General features: G+C 66.0%; 17 protein-coding genes. 11 read left to right on the top strand and 6 right to left on the bottom strand.

The features are described 5' to 3' along the window. Window positions 1-143 precede the first annotated feature (143 nt). Window positions 144-1,562 (top strand): MFS transporter, encoded by a 1,419-nt coding sequence (locus WS96_RS30320; protein ID WP_082720395.1) that lies wholly within the window; start codon window positions 144-146, stop codon window positions 1,560-1,562. Between the two features lie 63 nt (window positions 1,563-1,625). Here the strand turns inward: WS96_RS30320 and WS96_RS30315 are convergent, their stop codons facing one another. Next, complete coding sequence (locus WS96_RS30315) at window positions 1,626-3,359, bottom strand: S53 family peptidase (RefSeq protein WP_059837509.1); 1,734 nt, start codon at window positions 3,357-3,359, stop codon at window positions 1,626-1,628. A gap of 649 nt (window positions 3,360-4,008) precedes the next feature. Between WS96_RS30315 and WS96_RS30305 the strand changes: the two genes are divergently transcribed. The 3 genes from WS96_RS30305 to WS96_RS30295 are packed head-to-tail and all read left to right on the top strand — an operon-like array spanning window position 4,009 to window position 5,191. Continuing rightward, window positions 4,009-4,332, top strand: coding sequence for an ArsR/SmtB family transcription factor (locus WS96_RS30305; RefSeq protein ID WP_059837851.1), 324 nt, complete (start codon window positions 4,009-4,011; stop codon window positions 4,330-4,332). Further along, complete coding sequence (locus WS96_RS30300) at window positions 4,332-4,763, top strand: SRPBCC family protein (protein WP_059837505.1); 432 nt, start codon at window positions 4,332-4,334, stop codon at window positions 4,761-4,763. Before WS96_RS30305 ends, WS96_RS30300 begins: the two co-directional genes overlap by 1 nt. Beyond that, complete coding sequence (locus WS96_RS30295) at window positions 4,760-5,191, top strand: DUF1801 domain-containing protein (RefSeq protein ID WP_059837503.1); 432 nt, start codon at window positions 4,760-4,762, stop codon at window positions 5,189-5,191. The genes WS96_RS30300 and WS96_RS30295 overlap by 4 nt, the downstream gene beginning before the upstream one ends. 114 nt (window positions 5,192-5,305) lie before the next feature. Here WS96_RS30295 and acnA read toward each other — a convergent pair whose 3' ends face one another. From acnA to WS96_RS30270, 5 genes are all read right to left on the bottom strand, one after another. Then, on the bottom strand, window positions 5,306-8,023 hold the full coding sequence (gene acnA, locus WS96_RS30290; RefSeq protein WP_059837501.1) for an aconitate hydratase AcnA: 2,718 nt from the start codon (window positions 8,021-8,023) through the stop codon (window positions 5,306-5,308). 45 nt (window positions 8,024-8,068) lie between these two features. After that, window positions 8,069-9,520 (bottom strand): bifunctional 2-methylcitrate dehydratase/aconitate hydratase, encoded by a 1,452-nt coding sequence (locus WS96_RS30285; RefSeq protein ID WP_059837499.1) that lies wholly within the window; start codon window positions 9,518-9,520, stop codon window positions 8,069-8,071. A 22-nt stretch (window positions 9,521-9,542) separates the two neighbouring features. Then, window positions 9,543-10,052 (bottom strand): hypothetical protein, encoded by a 510-nt coding sequence (locus WS96_RS30280; RefSeq protein ID WP_034205190.1) that lies wholly within the window; start codon window positions 10,050-10,052, stop codon window positions 9,543-9,545. Window positions 10,053-10,282: 230 nt separating this feature from the next. Continuing rightward, entirely contained in the window at window positions 10,283-11,290 is a 1,008-nt protein-coding gene (locus WS96_RS30275) for an HpcH/HpaI aldolase/citrate lyase family protein (RefSeq protein ID WP_059837498.1), read from the bottom strand. 183 nt (window positions 11,291-11,473) lie between these two features. Next, window positions 11,474-12,460 (bottom strand): malate dehydrogenase, encoded by a 987-nt coding sequence (locus WS96_RS30270; protein WP_006487742.1) that lies wholly within the window; start codon window positions 12,458-12,460, stop codon window positions 11,474-11,476. Window positions 12,461-12,748: 288 nt separating this feature from the next. Here WS96_RS30270 and WS96_RS30265 point away from each other — a divergent pair, with 288 nt between their 5' ends. From WS96_RS30265 to gltA, 7 genes are all read left to right on the top strand, one after another. Beyond that, window positions 12,749-13,573: a GntR family transcriptional regulator gene (locus WS96_RS30265; protein WP_080747666.1), complete on the top strand. Its 825-nt coding sequence runs from the start codon at window positions 12,749-12,751 to the stop codon at window positions 13,571-13,573. Between the two features lie 168 nt (window positions 13,574-13,741). Further along, complete coding sequence (sdhC, locus tag WS96_RS30260) at window positions 13,742-14,158, top strand: succinate dehydrogenase, cytochrome b556 subunit (RefSeq protein WP_034205188.1); 417 nt, start codon at window positions 13,742-13,744, stop codon at window positions 14,156-14,158. A gap of 4 nt (window positions 14,159-14,162) precedes the next feature. Next, the gene (gene sdhD / locus WS96_RS30255; RefSeq protein WP_059837497.1) at window positions 14,163-14,531 is read left to right on the top strand and encodes a succinate dehydrogenase, hydrophobic membrane anchor protein; all 369 of its coding nucleotides are present in this window, start codon (window positions 14,163-14,165) and stop codon (window positions 14,529-14,531) included. 3 nt (window positions 14,532-14,534) lie between these two features. Next, entirely contained in the window at window positions 14,535-16,310 is a 1,776-nt protein-coding gene (gene sdhA / locus WS96_RS30250) for a succinate dehydrogenase flavoprotein subunit (RefSeq protein WP_034205187.1), read from the top strand. A gap of 21 nt (window positions 16,311-16,331) precedes the next feature. Further along, the gene (locus WS96_RS30245; protein ID WP_006479352.1) at window positions 16,332-17,033 is read left to right on the top strand and encodes a succinate dehydrogenase iron-sulfur subunit; all 702 of its coding nucleotides are present in this window, start codon (window positions 16,332-16,334) and stop codon (window positions 17,031-17,033) included. Between the two features lie 6 nt (window positions 17,034-17,039). Beyond that, window positions 17,040-17,312 (top strand): FAD assembly factor SdhE, encoded by a 273-nt coding sequence (locus WS96_RS30240; protein ID WP_034205186.1) that lies wholly within the window; start codon window positions 17,040-17,042, stop codon window positions 17,310-17,312. A 54-nt stretch (window positions 17,313-17,366) separates the two neighbouring features. Then, a complete protein-coding gene (gltA, locus tag WS96_RS30235) occupies window positions 17,367-18,668 on the top strand; it encodes a citrate synthase (protein ID WP_034205185.1) in 1,302 nt (433 codons plus the stop codon). The last annotated feature ends 35 nt before the right edge of the window (window positions 18,669-18,703 follow it).

Genomic DNA, 18,703 nt, shown 5'->3' with positions numbered 1-18,703 from the left:
ACGAGGCGGCCGCCTGCACGTTCGATGTGGCTCTGCAACAATACGGCTCGCGGCGCTGCGCGCTCCGTTGCCGTTGCACGGAGGATGCGGTGTCGCGCCGCTTAATCCGCGACGCCGCGCGTCGCTCGTCAGCCGAGCCCATCTTGTCCGAATTCGCTTCCCCCGCCGGCGCGCACGAGCCGGCCGTCAACTGGCGCGCGATGTCCGCCGTGCTGCTGGCCGTCGCGCTCGCGACGCTCGACACCGCGATCGCGAACACCGCGCTGCCCGCCATCGCGACCGACCTGCATGCATCGCCGGCCGCGTCCGTGTGGATCATCAACGCGTACCAGCTCGCGATGGTCGCGACGCTGCTGCCGTTCGCGTCGCTCGGCGACATCGTCGGCCACAAGCGCGTGTACGTTGCCGGGCTCGCGGTGTTCACGCTGGCGTCGCTCGGCTGCTCGCTCGCGTCGACGCTGCCGACGCTGACGGCCGCGCGCATCGTGCAGGGCTTCGGCGCGAGCGCGATCATGAGCGTGAACGTCGCGCTGATCCGCGGCCTGTTTCCCGCGCACCGGCTCGGGCGCGGCGTCGGTTTCAACGCGCTCGTCGTCGGCGTGTCGTTCGCGGTAGGGCCGACGATCGCGTCGCTGATCCTGTCGGTGGCCGCGTGGCCGTGGCTGTTCGCGGTGAACGTGCCGCTCGGCGTGTTCGCGCTCGCCGTGGCGATTCCGTCGCTGCCGCAGACGGCGCGCGGCAAGCATGCGTTCGATCCGGTTGCCGCGCTGTTCAACGTGATCACGTTTGCGTCGCTGATCTTCGCGCTCGGCGAATTCGCGCAGCGCGGGCCGCTGACGGTCGTGTTCGCGGCGGCCGCGGTGGCGTTGTCGTTCGGCTGGCTGCTGATTCGCCGCCAGGCCGGGCATCCGGCGCCGATGCTGCCGGTCGACCTGTTCCGCCGGCCCGTGTTCACGCTGTCCGCGCTGACCGCCGTGTGCGCGTTCGCCGCGCAGGGGCTCGCATTCGTGTCGCTGCCGTTCTATTTCGAAACCGTCCTGCATCGCAACGCGGTAGAAACGGGGTTCCTGATGACGCCGTGGTCGGCGATCGTCGCGCTCGCCGCGCCGATCGCGGGGCGGCTGTCGGATCGTTATCCGCCCGGGCTGCTCGGTGCGATCGGCCTGGCGTTGCTGAGTGCGGGCATGGTGTCGCTCGCCGCGCTGCCGGTGTCGCCGGGCGTCGTCGACATCGGCTGGCGGATGATGCTGTGCGGCGCGGGCTTCGGCTTCTTCCAGTCGCCGAACCTGAAAGCGCTGATGTCGAGCGCGCCGCCCGAGCGCAGCGGCGGCGCGAGCGGGATCATCGCGACCGCGCGGCTGATCGGGCAGGCGACGGGCGCGGCGCTGGTTGCACTGTCGTTCGGGATCGCGGGGCGCCACGGGCCGACGCTTGCGTTGATGCTCGGGGCGGGCTTCGCGGGTGCGGCGAGCGTCGCGAGCGGGCTGCGGCTGTTCGCGCCGTCGCATCGGGCCGGCGCACCGGTCGTGTCGGAGCGCGCGAAGGAACCGGCGGCGGAATAGGGCACGGCACGATCGCAACCGGCGCACGGCAACCATCGCCGCGCGCCGGTCTTCATGCATCGCTCAGAACCCGCCCGACTTGATCAGCTGGTTGAGGTTCGCGATGTTCAGGCTGCCGAAGCCGGTCGTCGGATCCCACCCGGTGCCGGCCTTGTAGCCATACCCCTGATAGCCGTTGTTGCCCGACACGACGTCATAGCGCACGAGCGACGGATGCGACGGAATGTCCGCATAGAAATTGGCGGCGGGGAAGCCGAGGCCCGTGCCGTTCGCCGCGAGCAGCCGCGCCCAGAAGCCCGTGAAGATCGGGGCGGCGAGGCTCGTGCCGCCGATCTGCTGCAACTGGCCGTAGTTGTAGATGTACGCGCCCGTGCTTTGGGCGGCATCGAACGCGACGTCCGGCAACTGGCGATTGCTGCCCGACTGCCACGACGGCGCGGGCAGGATCGTGCTGACGCCGCCGCCCGTCGCCCACAGCTTGCCGTTCGAATCGAGCCCTTCGTTCCACACCGTCTCGTTCGAGAACGCGCCGGCCGACGTCGTGTAGAGCGTCGTGCCGCCGATCGCGAGCACGTGCGGCGACGAAGCCGGCCACGACACCGTGTAGTTCGCGCCGTCCGGGTAGCCGCGGTTGTTGCACTCGTACACGCCTTCGTCGCCGGACGATACCGAGAACGTCTGGCCCTGCGCGGCCGCCGTCGTGAAGATCTGTTCCTCGGCGTCGAGCGTGCCGTCCGCGTTCGCATCGGTTTCGCACCAGCCGAGCGAGACGTTGATCACCTTCGCGGTGTTGTCCGACACCGCACGGTTGAACGCCTGCGTGAGCCCCGTGTTGCCGGCGGCGTTGAGGTCCGCCATGTAGAACACCAGCTTGCCGACCTGGCCGCCGGCCGAGCCGACGATCGACTGGCTGTCGAGATCCCATTCGCCCTGGCCGTCCTGGTCGTCGGTGTAGCTGCCGCCCGTGCCGTTGGTCTTGACGGTCTGCGTCGCGACCGTGCCGTAGCCGTTGCTCGACGTGAACTGCTTCAGGTCCTGCAGCGTCTGCGATACGCCGCCGATCGTGATGATGCCGACGGTCACGCCGGCCGCGGTCGGCACGCCGGTCGCGTTGTAGAGGCCCGGAAATTCCTTCGGGTAGTGGCCCGTCGCCGTGCCGGCCGCGAGCGCCTGCGGCTTCGCGACGTTGCCGATGCGCAGCATCGGCCGCGCACGCGCGACACTTTGCAGCCCGAGCACCGAGCCGACGACGTCGCCGAGCGCACGCGGCACCTGCGCGGTCGACGTGTTGGCGAAGCCGGAGCGGCCCGCGTACTGGAAGTGCACGAGCGACGTGTTGAACGCGGTCTTCACCGTGCCGGCCGTGCCGTGCGCGGAGACCAGCAGCCGGTTCGGCGCGACTTCGACGTTCACGAAGCCGCTCTTGTGCAGATAGTCGACGACCGACTTCACCTGCGCGTCGGTCGGCGCGTAGTCGGCGAGGAACTGCTCGTGCGTCAGGTACTGGCGGTAATGCGCGCTGCCGGGCCGGTTCACGTCGCGCGCCAGTTGCTTGAGCTGCGCGGCGTTGCGCAGCTTCAGGCTGACGACGACGTCGGTCGTCTCGCCGGCCGCGAGTTCGAGCGACGGCGCCGCGCTTTGCGCCATCAACTGCGGGCCGGTCAGAAAGGCCTTCGTATGGGTATCGACCCAATCCGTCGCCGCGTGCGCCGCGGCGGCGGCGAACACGAGCGGTGCCACGCACGCGAGGCGGCGGGACGACGGAAGGGGAAGGGCAAACCAGGCGTTCCTTTTCATCGGGAGTCCTTTTTTAGGAGAGGCGACGTTACTGGAACCCCCGGCCCTTGTGGGGCCGCGAGCGGTGACGAGCGTAGGGCGTCGGTGCCGTTCGGGTAGCTGCCAGTTTCCATAGCTGTCAGTTCTGACAACGCGGGCGCATGAGGGCGTGCGCGGCGCAGTGCGCGCCGGCGGCAGCAGCGCCGGTGAGCGGAACCGGTTCGCGGTGCGACGGCGCGGCAATGCGTGTCGCTCGCACGCACGCGTCGTTCGTTGCAGCATCGGAATATGCGCGAGCGTGGACGCGCGCGCCGCGCGGGTGCATGGCGTTTCCGTGTCAATGGCCGCCCGTCGGATCGCACTATGTGGTCACTGGAAGCGAGTCGTCAGGAACCGATTCGCGCAGGGACGCGAACGGAGCCGGGCGACCCCGAACGTTTCCCGAACTGTGGAACAGCGCATCGGCCAGTCTTGCAGGCTGCTTTCGGATCGCACGTCGTCATCGCGGATTAGAGGAAAGACTCGAATCCGGCGTCGGCGCGAGCCGAGGCGACGCACGCGCCGGTCGCGCAGGATCGATCCGCGTTGTGCGCGAAATTCCGCCTTGACGCACGCCGATCAGCGGATATCCTTCAATCCATAACCGATCGGTTATGGATTGAAGGACGATATGCAAAACGCTCAGGACACGCTTTTCAGGACGCTTGCCGATCCCACGCGCCGCGCGCTTTTCGAGCGGCTGTGCGCGGAAGGGGAGCTGACGGTTGCCGCGCTGACGGCCCATGCGGGCGTCTCGCAGCCGGCCGTGTCGAAGCACCTTGGCGTACTGAAGCAGGCCGGGCTCGTGAACGACCGTCACGAAGGCCGGCAGACGCATTACAGCGCGCAGCCGCAAGCGCTGGCCCCGTTGATCGACTGGACGAGTCAGATGGCAGGCTTCTGGCAGAACCGGTTCGATGCCCTCGAAGATCTGCTCAAAAGGATGGATCAGTAATGAACCACGCCACCACCGAAACGCGCTCCGTCGTCGTCGACCGGGAGCTGCCCCATCCGCCGGAGAAGATCTGGCGCGCGCTCACGCAACCGCACCTGATCGAGGCGTGGCTCATGAAGAGCGACTTCGCGCCCGTCGCGGGCCATGCCTTCCGTTTCCGCGCGGACTGGGGCTCGGTCGACTGCACGGTCCTCACGATCGAGCCGCCCCGCACGCTGTCCTATACGTGGGCGGCCCACGGGCTCGACAGCATCGTCACGTGGACGCTCACGCCGACGCCGGCCGGCACGCACCTGCGCATGGAGCAGGTCGGCTTTCGCCGCGACCAGGAGCAGGCATACCGCGGCGCGCAGTACGGCTGGGTACGGTTCTTCGACACGCTCGAACAGGTGCTGTCGCGTCCCGACGAAGGCACGGAGGCCCGCGCATGAGTGCACCGGAGCTCACACCGTCGGCGCGCATCGATGCGCTGATCGCAGGCATCGCCGACTGGCGCGGCAAGACCTTGGCCGACGTGCGCCAGACGATCCTCGCGGCGCAAGCGGGCATCGTCGAGGAATGGAAATGGATGGGCAGCCCCGTCTGGTCGTGCGACGGGATGATCGCGGTGGCGAACGCGCACAAGGGCAAGGTGAAAGTGACGTTCATGCACGGCGCGCAGCTCCCCGATCCGGACAAGCTGTTTAACGACGGCCTCGACGGCAATGCGCGACGCGCGATCGATCTGTTCGAAGGCGACAAGCTCGACAGGCGGGCGTTGAAGAATCTCGTGCGCGCGGCGATCGAATACAACCGCACGCACCTGAAGAAGAACGCGCGAGGCTCGGGCGCGAAAGCGCGCGCAGACAAGGCGGCTTAAGGCCGCGTAAAGCCACGTGAAGCCCGGGCGAAAAAAAGCCCGACACGAGGTCGGGCATCCAAATCGGCCGCAACCGCCCGCGAGGCGGCTGCGGCGCCTGCAACAGCCGTGCGCTTACGCTGCGAGCAGCGAGCGCAGCACGAACGGCAGGATCCCGCCGTGCTTGTAGTAGTCGACTTCGATCGGCGTATCGATGCGCAGCAGCACCGGCACGCGCTGGGTTTCGCCGTTCTTGCGATGGATCACGAGCGTGACGTCCTGCTGCGGCTTGAAGTCGTCGCCGAGGCCTTCGATGTCGTACGTCTCTTCGCCGGTGATGCCGAGCGACTGGACGCTGTCCGCGCCCTTGAACTGCAGCGGCAGCACGCCCATGCCGACGAGGTTCGAGCGGTGGATGCGCTCGAAGCTGCGCGCGATCACGGCCTTCACGCCGAGCAACTGCGTGCCCTTCGCGGCCCAGTCGCGCGACGAGCCCGTGCCGTACTCCTCGCCCGCGAACACGACGGTCGGCGTGCCGGCGTCGACGTACTTCATCGCTGCGTCGTAGATCGACAGCTGTTCGCCGCTCGGCTGGTGGATCGTCAGGCCGCCCTCGACGCGCGTGCCGTCGGCCTTCGCCGGGATCATCAGGTTCTTGATCCGGACGTTCGCGAACGTGCCGCGCATCATCACGTCGTGGTTGCCGCGGCGCGAGCCGTAGCTGTTGAAGTCGGCCTTCTGCACGCCGTTTTCCTTCAGCCACTTGCCGGCCGGCGAATCTTCCTTGATCGAGCCTGCCGGGCTGATGTGGTCGGTCGTGACCGAGTCGCCGAAGATGCCGAGCGCACGCGCGCCCTTGACCGTCGGGATCGACGCAGCCGGCTCCATCGAGAAGTCGTTGCCGAAGAACGGCGGCTCGGCGATGTAGGTCGACTTCGGCCAGTCGTAGACTTCGCCCGATTCGCCCTCGATCTTGCTCCAGAGGTCGCCCTTCTTGGTCAGCTTCGAGTAGTTGTCCTCGAACTTCTTCGGATCGAGCGCGAACTTGAGCAGCGCGTGGATTTCGTCGCTCGTCGGCCAGATGTCGCCGAGGTAGATGTCGCGGCCGCCCTTGTCCTTGCCGACCGGCTCGGTCATCAGGTCGCGCGTGATGTTGCCGGCGATCGCGTACGCGACGACGAGCGGCGGCGACGCGAGGAAGTTCGCGCGGATGTTCGGGTGAATGCGCGCTTCGAAGTTACGGTTGCCCGACAGCACGGCCGCCGCGACGATGTCGTTCTTCGTGATCGCTTCGTTCAGTTCCGGCGTCAGGTCGCCCGCGTTGCCGATACAGGTCGTGCAGCCATAGGCCGCGACTTCGAAGCCGAGCTTCGACAGGTAGGGCAGCAGGCCCGTCTTCGTCAGGTATTCGGTGACGATGCGCGATCCCGGCGCGAGCGAGGTCTTGATCTTCGGATCGACCGTGAGGCCGGCCTCGACCGCCTTCTTCGCGAGCAGGCCGGCGGCCAGCAGCACGCTCGGGTTCGACGTGTTCGTGCACGACGTGATCGCGGCGATCAGCACGTCGCCGTTCTTCACGTCGACGCCGTTGCTCGTCGTGTACTGCGTGTTCAGGTCTTCCGCCTTCTTCGCGAAGCCGTTCTCCGCGACCGGCTTCGAGAACAGGTCGGTGAACGTCGACTTGACGTTGCCGATCTCGATGCGGTCCTGCGGGCGCTTCGGGCCGGCCAGCGACGGGGCGACCGTCGCCAGGTCGAGCGTCACCGTCTTCGTGTAGTCGATGTCGCCGGCCTTCGGGATGCCGAACAGGTTCTGCGCCTTGAAGTAGTTTTCGAACGCGGCGATCTCGGCCTTCGTGCGGCCCGTGCCTTCGAAGTAGTCGATCGTCTTTTCGTCGACCGGGAAGAAGCCCATCGTCGCGCCGTATTCCGGCGCCATGTTGCCGATCGTCGCGCGGTCCGGCAGCGACAGCGACTGCGTGCCTTCGCCGAAGAATTCGACGAACTTGCCGACGACCTTCTCCTTGCGCAGCATTTCGGTGATCGTCAGCACCAGGTCGGTGGCCGTCACGCCTTCGCGCAGCCTGCCCTTGAGCTCGACGCCGACGACGTCCGGCGTCAGGAAGTACACCGGCTGGCCGAGCATGCCGGCTTCCGCCTCGATGCCGCCCACGCCCCAGCCGACCACGCCGATGCCGTTGATCATCGTCGTGTGGCTGTCCGTGCCGACGAGCGTGTCCGGGTAGTACACGGTGTCGGCGCCGTCGGTCTTCTTGTGGACGCCGCGCGCGAGGTATTCGAGGTTCACCTGGTGCACGATGCCGACGCCCGGCGGCACGACCTTGAACGTGTCGAACGCCTGCATGCCCCACTTCATGAACTGGTAGCGCTCGTTGTTGCGCTGGAATTCCAGCTTCATGTTCAGGTCGAGCGCGTCCTTCTGGCGGAAGTAGTCGATCTGGACCGAGTGGTCGACGACGAGATCGACCGGCACCAGCGGCTCGATCTTCTTCGGGTTCTTGCCCGTGCGTTCGGCGACGCCGCGCATGGCCGCGATGTCCGCGAGCAGCGGCACGCCCGTGAAGTCCTGCAGCACGACACGCGACACGACGAACGGAATCTCGTCGACGCGTTTCGCGGTCGGCTTCCAGTTCGCGAGCTGCTCGATGTGCTCTTCGGTGATCTTCTTGCCGTCGTAGTTGCGCAGCACGGACTCGAGCACGATGCGGATCGACACCGGCAGGCGTTCGATCTTCGTCTTCAGTTCCTTGCCGAGTTGCGGCAGCGAGTAGAACTTGCCTTTGCCGGAACCGCTGTCGAATTCCTTGAGGGTCTTGTGGAGATTGTGGGCCATGGTGATTTTCCTGGGTTTGAGGCTAGGAAACAACGTGTCCTGCAGCTATATCACATACAAGTCGACGTACTCATCGACCGGCATCGCTTCGAGCTTTGCCTGGTCCAGCGACACGTCGAGAATCGCTTGTTGCTGCTTGGCCGGGAAGCGGCGGGCGAGGTTGGTGCGGAATTTGTCGACCAGCAGCGGGATGCCGTCCGCACGGCGCCGCCGATGGCCGAGCGGGTACTCGACCGCCACTTCGGCAAGCTTCGATCCGTCCGTGAACTCGATCGTCAGCGCATTCGCGATCGATCGCTTGTCCGGATCGTGATAATCCTTCGTGAACTGCGGATCCTCGACGCATACGGTCTTCGCGCGCAGCGCGTCGATGCGCGGGTCCGCCGCGGCCGCGTCTTCGTAGTCGGCCGCGGTCAGCCGGCCGAACAGCAGCGGCACGGCGACCATGTACTGGATGCAGTGGTCGCGGTCGGCTGGATTGGCGAGCGGGCCCTGCTTGTCGATGATGCGGATCGCGGCCGCATGCGTGCGGATCGTGATCCGGGCGATCTCGTCGGTCGTGCGGCCCGCCGCGGCGAGCTGCGCGTGCAGTTGCAGCGCGGCCTCGGCGGCCGTCTGCGCATGGAATTCGGCGGGGAACGCAATCTTGAACAGCACGTTTTCCATCACGTACGTGCCGTACGGGCGCTGGAAGCGGAACGGCTTGCCGTCGAACAGCACGTCGTAGAAGCCCCAGGTCTTGGCGGTGAGCGCCGACGGATAGCCCATTTCACCCGTTTTCGCGATCAGCGCGAGGCGCACCGCGCGGGACGTGGCGTCGCCGGCCGCCCAGGACTTGCGCGAACCGGTGTTCGGCGCATGGCGATAGGTACGCAGCGCGTGCCCGTCGACGAACGCATGGGAAACCGCGTTGATCAGCTCGTCGCGCGTGAGCCCGAGCAGCCGGCCGACGACGGCCGTCGACGCGACCTTCACGAGCAGCACGTGGTCGAGCCCGACCGCGTTGAACGCGTTCTCGAGCGCGAGGCAGCCCTGGATCTCGTGGGCCTGGATCATCGCGACCAGCACGTCGCGCATCGCGAGCGGCTTGCGGCCGGCCGCGCGGGCCGTGCGGGAGAGCCAGTCGGCCGTCGCCAGGATCCCGCCGAGATTGTCGGACGGATGACCCCATTCGGCGGCGAGCCAGGTGTCGTTGAAGTCCAGCCAGCGGATCATCGCGCCGATGCCGAACGCGGCCTGGACGGGATCGAGCTGGAAGGACGTGCCGGGCACCTTCGCGCCGTTCGGCACGATCGTGCCGGGCACGACCGGGCCGAGCAGCTTGGTGCAGGCAGGGTAGGACAGCGCCTCGAGTCCGCATCCGAGCGTGTCGATCAGGCAATGACGCGCCGTCTCCAGCGCGAGCGCGCTGTCGATGCCGGGGTTCAGCACGTAGTCGACGATGTCGACGAGTACCGTATCCGGAGCAGGGCGGACGTTGGAGACCGGGGCGGACATCGAGGGGCCGAGAGGAACGTGCTTAGTTCGTTGCCGGCTTCAGCTCGTTCGCCTGCGTCGGCGCTGCGCCGCCTTGTGCCATTTCCGGCGTCACGCATTCGTCAGCGAGGCGCTCGCCGCCGTTTGCGTCGGAGAACAGCATCGCCTTGCTCGGGATCACGACCAGCTTGAAGCCGGCTGCCGGATCGTAGAACGTGTCGGCGCCCGTCGTCGTGGCCTGACGCGGCAGCTTGTAGTTCTTCTTCGCCCAGTGAACCGTGACGACCTGGTCGCGCTTCATGTCGCCGGCGAGGTCGAACGACAGACCTTCCTTGCAGGACCACTTGACCGCGCCGTCCGGTACCGGATCGACCTTGGCGGCCGCGCGCGCCTGCGCCTTCTTGCTGCGCGGGATGATGCGCTTGGCCGGCGCCGGGCGCTTGGCCGTGGCCTTCTTCGTGGTGGCCGTACCCTGGGCAAACGCGCTCGGAGCCGACACCAGCATCGTGGCGGACAAGGCGCCGATGGCGGTAGCGATCAGGAGTTTCTTCATGGAGTCAGAACCTTTCGATAATCAGTTGACAAGGGCCGGCAATCGAAACTGCCGGCCGGTTTGAAACTGCACGCGCCCCGAAAGCGCGCAGCGGCCGCTATTTTCACCTATTTGGCCGCGCATACATCAGGTTTTCGGGCTCCGTTACGTTTTTTGTCGTTTCGCAAACGTCTGTCCGGTTCGCGAAACCGCGAATGCATGAAACTCGTGTATCGGCCGGCGGCGCGCACTCAACGCGCGGCGCCCGCGGCGGCCGGGCCGAACAGCGGCGCGGCGTCGTCCGGTACGGGCTGGCCGGTGGCCCGCGCGCGGCGCAACACCGACCAGTAATAACGATAACTGGCGCGATCGTGCAGCGTATCGCCGTGGCGCGTCGGGCCCCAGTCGGCGGCCTGCGCGGCCAGCAGGATCTCGGCGGCCAGCGTGACTTCGTCGGTGCGCGGTGCGAACGCGTCGACGATCGGGCGGATCTGCGCGGGGTGGATGCTCCACATCCGCGTGAAGGCGAATTCGTCGCGCGCGCGGCGTGCGTCGCCGGCGACGACGCCCATGTCGCGCACCTCGGTCGTCACGTTGTGCGACGGCGTCTTGCCGTGCGCGTGACAGGCCGCGGCGATTTCCAGCTTCGCGCGGCGGACGAGCGGGTGGTCGAACTGGCCGGGCGAGCGCATCGCGGTATCGGGGATCGCGCCGTGGTGCGCGGAGACGAAATCCATCAGCCCGAAGCTCAGCGTGCCGACCGTCGGCAGCGCGGCGAGGGCGGCCGCCTGCGCGAGCGCGCCGTGCGTCTCGATCAGCACGTCGACCGCGATCGGCTGCGCGATGCCGAGCTCGCGGCGCGTGCCTTCGATGAACGCGGTCATTTCGGCCGCGTCGGCGGCGTTCGCGACCTTCGGCAGTGTGATGTAGGCAGGTGCGCGCGCTGCGCGCAGCACGATGCGCACGTCGTCGCGCCAGTGCGGGTGGGAAAAGTCGTGGATGCGGACGCCGACGCGGCCGAAGCGGTTCTCGGCGCTGCCGAGCAGGTCGGCGACGAGCGCCGCGTGCGCGGCTTCCTGGCCGACGGCCGCGCCGTCCTCGCAGTCGAGCGTGACGTCGAACACGGGGCCCAGCTCGGCCTGCAGCGCGAGCGACTTGCGCATCAGCTTCTCGCTGCCCGCGTAGTGATCGCAGCAGGGCAGGATCGCGGGCGGTGACGCCCCGTCGTACAGCACTTGTGCAGGAGTGAGCGCGGCCATCTCGTCTACGTCAGGGAAGCGGGTCAACGTGGAGAAAATCGGATTCGGGCAGGTTCTGGGCCGGCGCGCGGCGGGCGCGGGCGGCAAAACGTGCGCGAATCGGATCGATCGGCAGGGCCGGCGGCGTGCCGGCCCGTACCGAAGCCGGGCGCCCCGAAGGCCGCCCGGCGCGATGCGTGAGGCTTAGTTCTTCAGCAGGTGGGCGACGCCGTCGCGCTCTTCGAGCAGCTCGGCCAGCGTGCCGTCCATCTTCTCGCGCGAGAACGCGTCGATTTCCAGGCCTTCGACACGCTTGTACTCGCCGTTTTCGCAGGTGACCGGCACGCCGTAGATGATGTCTTCGGGGATGCCGTACGAGCCGTCCGACGGGATGCCCATCGTGACCCACTTGCCGTTCGTGCCGAGCACCCAGTCACGGACGTGGTCGATCGCCGCGTTGGCCGCCGACGCGGCCGACGACAGGCCGCGCGCTTCGATGATCGCCGCGCCGCGCTTGCCGACGGTCGGGATGAACGTGTCGCGGTTCCACACGTCGTCGTTGATCAGCTTCAGCAGCGATTCGCCTTCGGCGGTCGCGAAGCGGAAGTCGGGGTACATCGTCGGCGAGTGGTTGCCCCACACGGCGAGCTTCTCGATCGACGCGACCGGCTTGCCCGACTTCGCCGCGAGCTGCGACAGCGCGCGGTTGTGGTCGAGGCGCAGCATGGCCGTGAAGTTCTTCTTCGGCAGATCCGGCGCCGACTTCATCGCGATGTACGCGTTCGTGTTCGCCGGGTTGCCGACGACCAGCACCTTCACGTCGCGGCTGGCGACTTCGTTCAGCGCGGCGCCCTGAACCGTGAAGATCTCGGCGTTCGCCGACAGCAGGTCCTTGCGCTCCATGCCCTTCGAGCGCGGACGCGCACCGACCAGCAGCGCGACGTCTGCATCCTTGAATGCCACCTTCGGATCGTCGGTGATCACGACGCCTGCGAGCAGCGGGAACGCGCAGTCGTCGAGTTCCATCACGACGCCTTTGACGGCGGCTTGGGCTTGCGGGAGGTCGAGCAGTTGCAGGATGACCGGCTGATCCTTGCCGAGCAGGTCGCCGTTCGCGATGCGGAACAGCAGGGAGTAAGCGATTTGACCTGCGGCGCCGGTGACGGCAACGCGCTTTGCGGGCTTAGCCATTGAAAATCTCCAGGACGGGTGAAGCGTTGGACGCGAGCGAAAACGCCATTCTATGCGCGTTGTGCGTTGCGTTGCATTGAAGCAGGGCGGAGGACTCGCGATGGCGGACGCGGTGAACCTGGAGACGGCCGTGGCACGTAGCCGGGGACGCGCTGTTGCACCCGCGAACCCTTGCTCGACCGGGAGTGTAGGAGCCGTCACGCGCAAAGTCAAACGGTATCATATGTCTTATATAAGACAGATGTTTTGCGGAAATTGAGTGGACGAAAAAGTGCGGTTTGTGATGAAATGCGCGCCATGACATCGAACCAGGCGAACACCGCGAATCAGACCGGCGCAGGCGGCCCAGGGCAGCCGGGCGCGGGCGATGCCGCAGCGTCGCCCGCGGCGTCCGCGTCGCCGACGTTCAGCCCGTTATACCAGCAGATCAAGTCACTGATCACGCAAAGTCTCGAATCCGGCGAATGGAAGCCCGGCGAGATCATCCCCAGCGAAGTGGAGCTCGCGGCCCGCTACAAGGTCAGCCAGGGCACCGTGCGCAAGGCGATCGACGAGCTGGCCGCCGAAAACCTCGTGGTCCGGCGGCAGGGCAAGGGTACGTTTGTTGCAACGCACAACGAGGATCGCGCGCAATTCCGCTTCCTGCGTCTGCTGGCCGACGACGGCGCCGAGCACCCGCACGTGAGCCGCCTGCTCGAATGCCGGCGCCTGCGCGCGCCGGCCGAGATCGCGCGGCAGCTTGACCTGAAGCCCGCCGATCCGGTCGTGCAGGTGCGCCGCCTGCTGGAATTCGACGGCGAAGTGACGGTGCTCGACGAGATCTGGCTACCGGGCGCGATGTTCCGCGGGCTCACGTTCGAGCGGCTGAGCGAGTACAAGGGGCCGCTCTACGCGATGTTCGAGACGGAGTTCGGTACGCGGATGATCCGCGCGACGGAGAAGATCCGCGCGGTGGCGGCGGATCCGGCGGTGGCCGACCTGCTGCACGTGCCGGCGGGTTTCCCGCTGCTGTCGGTCGAGCGCGTGTCCTATACGTACGGGGACCGGCCGGTGGAGGTGCGTCGCGGCTGGTATGTCACAACCGGGTACTACTATCAGAATGACTTGAGCTGACGACGTTCGGCTCAGCCGCGTGCCTTCGCGTTTCCCACGCTCGCGAAGCACGTTTCGGGCCGCCTTTGTTCTTGTTCGCGCAATTATCCAGAGCAGACTTTCGCTGCAGCGCGATATAAAAAGGCGCTAAAATCGCGGATTAGTGTGACAACATAGTAGGGGTCTAGCATGACTGACGCAGTAAGAAAGCCGAGGCCGGAATACCGGAACATCGGAATCGGCGACATCACGTTGAAATATCGCATGCCGCTGGCGGCGACATTGTCGATTCTCCATCGTATCAGCGGCGCGCTGCTGTTCCTGTTCCTGCCGTTCCTGCTGTTCCTCTTCGACCAGAGCCTCACCTCCGAGCTCAGCTTCGAAGTCTTCAAGGCTTTCCTCTCCAACATCGTCGTCAAGCTGATCGTCCTCGCGTTGTCGTGGGCCTTCTTCCACCATTTCTGCGCCGGCATTCGCCACCTGCTGATGGACGTCAACCACGACGCCGTCTCGAAGGAAGGCGGCAAGCGGACGGCCGTCGTCGTCTTTGTCGTCTCGATCGCGCTGACGATCGCCATGGCACTCAAACTGTTCGGAGCATTCTAAGAAAATGGCAGCCAATAACCGAATCGGCTCGAAGCGCCTCGTCGTCGGCGCACACTACGGCCTGCGCGACTGGCTCGCGCAGCGCGTCACCGCCACGATCATGGCGGTCTACACGGTCATTCTGCTCGCCCTCTTCTTCGGCGCGCACGATTTCTCGTACGAAGGCTGGGCATCGATCTTCGCCGCGCAATGGATGAAGCTCGCGACCTTCGTGATGCTGCTCTCCCTCTTCTACCACGCATGGGTCGGCGTGCGCGACATCTGGATGGACTACGTGAAGCCCGTCGGTGTGCGCCTGCTGCTGCAATCGCTGACCATCGTCTGGCTGCTCGCATGTGCGGGCTATGCCGCGCAGATTCTCTGGAGAGTGTAAAGAATGGCTGCAATCAAAACTTCCCTCCCGCGCCGCAAGTTCGACGTCGTGATCGTCGGCGCAGGCGGCTCCGGCTTGCGCGCAGCGCTGCAACTGTCGCGCGCGGGCCTGTCGGTCGGCGTGCTGTCGAAGGTGTTCCCGACGCGTTCGCACACGGTCGCCGCGCAAGGCGGCATCGGCGCGTCGCTCGGCAACATGAGCGAAGACAACTGGCACTTCCACTTCTACGACACGATCAAGGGCTCCGACTGGCTCGGTGACCAGGACGCGATCGAATTCATGTGCCGTGAAGCGCCGAACGTCGTGTACGAGCTCGAGCACTTCGGCATGCCGTTCGACCGCAACGCGGACGGCACGATCTACCAGCGCCCGTTCGGCGGCCACACCGCGAACTACGGCGAGAAGCCGGTCCAGCGCGCTTGCGCGGCCGCCGACCGTACCGGTCACGCGCTGCTGCACACGCTGTACCAGCAGAACGTCGAGGCGAAGACGCAGTTCTTCGTCGAATGGATGGCGCTCGACCTGATCCGCGACGCGGACGGCGACGTGCTCGGCGTGACGGCGCTCGAAATGGAAACGGGCGACGTCTACATCATGGAAGGCAAGACGACGCTGTTCGCGACGGGCGGCGCAGGCCGGATCTTCGCGGCGTCGACGAACGCGTTCATCAACACCGGCGACGGCCTCGGCATGGCCGCGCGTTCGGGCATCGCGCTGCAGGACATGGAGTTCTGGCAGTTCCACCCGACCGGCGTGGCCGGCGCGGGCGTGCTGATCACCGAAGGCGTGCGCGGCGAAGGCGGCATCCTGCGCAACTCGAACGGCGAGCGCTTCATGGAGCGCTACGCGCCGACGCTGAAGGATCTGGCGCCGCGTGACTTCGTGTCGCGTTCGATGGACCAGGAAATCAAGGAAGGCCGCGGCGTCGGTCCGAACAAGGATCACGTGCTGCTCGACCTGTCGCACATCGGCGCCGAGACGATCATGAAGCGTCTGCCGTCGATCCGCGAAATCGCGCTGAAGTTCGCGAACGTCGACTGCATCAAGGAGCCGATCCCGGTCGTCCCGACGATCCACTACCAGATGGGCGGCATCCCGACCAACATCCACGGTCAGGTCGTCGGCACGTCGCGCGATCACAAGGAACCGGTCAACGGCTTCTACGCAGTGGGCGAATGCTCGTGCGTGTCCGTGCACGGCGCGAACCGCCTCGGCACGAACTCGCTGCTGGACCTCGTGGTGTTCGGCCGTGCGGCCGGCAACCACATCGTCGAGCACGTGAAGAACCAGAAGGAACACAAGCCGCTGCCGGCCGACGCAGGCGAATTCTCGCTGGCGCGCCTCGCGAAGCTCGACAAGTCGACGTCGGGCGAATACACGCAGGACGTCGCGAACGACATCCGCTCGACGATGCAGAAGCACGCAGGCGTGTTCCGCACGTCGGAACTGCTGAAGGAAGGCGTCGACCAGATGGCCGGCCTGAAGGCGCGCGTGGAAAACATCCACCTGAAGGACAAGTCGAAGGTGTTCAACACCGCGCGCGTCGAAGCGCTCGAGCTGGAGAACCTGATCGAAGTCGCCCGCGCGACGATGGTGTCGGCGGAAGCGCGCAAGGAAAGCCGCGGCGCGCACGCGCACAGCGACTACGAGCACCGCGACGACGAGAACTGGCTGCGCCACACGCTGTGGTACAGCGAAGGCGATCGCCTCGACTACAAGCCGGTACAAATGAAGCCGCTGACGGTCGAATCCGTGCCGCCGAAGCCGCGCACGTTCTAAGCCGAGTCAAAGGAATCCGAAATGGCAAAACGCATTTTTGAAGTCTACCGCTACGATCCGGACAAGGACGCGGCGCCGCGCATGCAGACGTACGAGCTCGAGATCCAGCATGAGCGCATGCTGCTCGACGCACTGGTCAAGCTGAAGGCCCTGGACGAGACGCTGTCGTTCCGCCGTTCGTGCCGCGAAGGCGTGTGCGGCTCGGACGCGATGAACATCAACGGCAAGAACGGTCTCGCGTGCCTGACGAACCTGAACGACCTGCCGCAGAAGATCGTGCTGCGCCCGCTGCCGGGCCTGCCCGTCGTGCGCGACCTGATCGTCGACATGACGCACTTCTTCAACCAGTACCACTCGATCAAGCCGTACCTGATCAACGACGCGCCGCCGCCGGAGAAGGAACGCCTGCAGTCGCCGGAAGAGCGCGACGAGCTCGACGGCGTGTACGAGTGCATTCTGTGCGCGAGCTGCTCGACGTCGTGCCCGAGCTTCTGGTGGAACCCGGACAAGTTCGTCGGCCCGGCCGGCCTGCTGCAGGCTTACCGCTTCATCGCGGACAGCCGTGACACCGCCACCGGCGAGCGTCTGGACAACCTCGAAGACCCGTACCGTCTGTTCCGTTGCCACACGATCATGAACTGCGTCGACGTGTGCCCGAAGGGCCTGAACCCGACGAAGGCGATCGGCAAGATCAAGGAACTGATGGTTCGCCGCGCGGTATAAAGTTTGATGAGCGACGATTCGCATCAATCCGACCCGCACCGTCGCGCACGCCTTCGCTGGCGTGCGCGGCGGGGTCTGCTGGAGAACGACATCGTGTTCGAGCGTTTCTTCGGCAGATACGAGCATGACCTCACCGATGCAGACGTAGGCGCGTTGTCGCGCCTGCTCGATCTGAGCGACAACGACCTGATGGACTTGCTCCTCGCGCGCAAGGAACCAGAAGGCGACCTAGACAGCCCGGATGTTCACCGGCTGTTGGAGATGCTGCGCAACGTGTAATCACGTTCCGCCCGTTATCGAATCCCGTTTCTTTATTTCGATTGAGGATGTGCCATGACTCCGTCTGATGTTAAAGCCACGCTATCGTTCAGCGACAACTCGCCGAGCGTCGAACTGCCGATCTACAAGGGCACGATGGGCCCGGACGTGATCGACATCCGCAAGCTGTACGGCCAGACCGGCAAGTTCACGTACGACCCGGGCTTCATGTCGACGGCTTCGTGCAATTCGGCGATCACGTACATCGACGGCGACAAGGGCGAACTGCTGTACCGCGGCTACCCGATCGACAACCTCGCGCAAAACGCCGACTTCCTCGAAAGCTGCTACCTGCTGCTGAAGGGCGAACTGCCGAACGCGGCTCAGAAGAAGGAATTCGTCGACACCGTCACGAAGCACACGATGGTGCACGAGCAGATGCACTTCTTCTTCCGCGGCTTCCGTCGCGACGCGCACCCGATGGCGGTGCTGGTGGCGGCCGTCGGCGCGCTGTCGGCGTTCTATCACGACTCGCTCGACATCAACGATCCGCGTCACCGCGAAGTGTCGGCAATCCGCATGATCGCGAAGCTGCCGACGCTCGTCGCGATGGCGTACAAGTTCAGCATCGGTCAGCCGTTCGTCTATCCGAAGAACGAACTGTCGTACAGCGCGAACTTCATGCACATGATGTTCTCGAACCCGTGCGAAGAGTACAAGGTCAACGACGTGCTGGTCCGCGCGCTCGACCGTATCCTGATCCTGCACGCCGATCACGAGCAGAACGCATCGACGTCGACGGTCCGCCTGGCCGGTTCGTCGGGCGCGAACCCGTTCGCGTGTATCGCGGCCGGTATCGCCTGTCTGTGGGGCCCGGCGCACGGCGGCGCGAACGAAGCCGCGCTGAACATGCTCGAGCAGATCGGTTCGCCGGACAACATCCCCGAATTCATCAAGCAGGTGAAGGACAAGAATTCGGGCGTGAAGCTGATGGGCTTCGGTCACCGCGTGTACAAGAACTACGACCCGCGTGCGAAGCTGATGCGCGAAACGTGCTACGAAGTGCTGAACGAACTGGGCCTGCACGACGACCCGCTGTTCAAGCTCGCGATGCAGCTCGAGAAGATCGCGCTGGAAGACGAATACTTCGTGTCGCGCAAGCTGTACCCGAACGTCGACTTCTACTCGGGCATCGTCCAGCGCGCGCTGGGCATCCCGACGTCGATGTTCACGTGTATCTTCGCGATGGCACGCACGGTCGGCTGGATCGCACAGTGGAACGAAATGATTGCCGATCCGGAACAGAAGATCGGCCGTCCGCGCCAGCTGTTCATCGGCGACACGCCGCGCGAAGCGAAGCCGCTCAACGCACGTTGAACCGTGTGCGACGCGAACGGCCGGCAGGCCGCTCG

Source organism: Burkholderia sp. MSMB1835, from assembly GCF_001526365.1.
Lineage (GTDB): Bacteria > Pseudomonadota > Gammaproteobacteria > Burkholderiales > Burkholderiaceae > Burkholderia.
The sequence above is the reverse complement of the archived record's forward strand: the minus strand, read 5'-3'. Positions and strand labels throughout refer to the sequence as shown.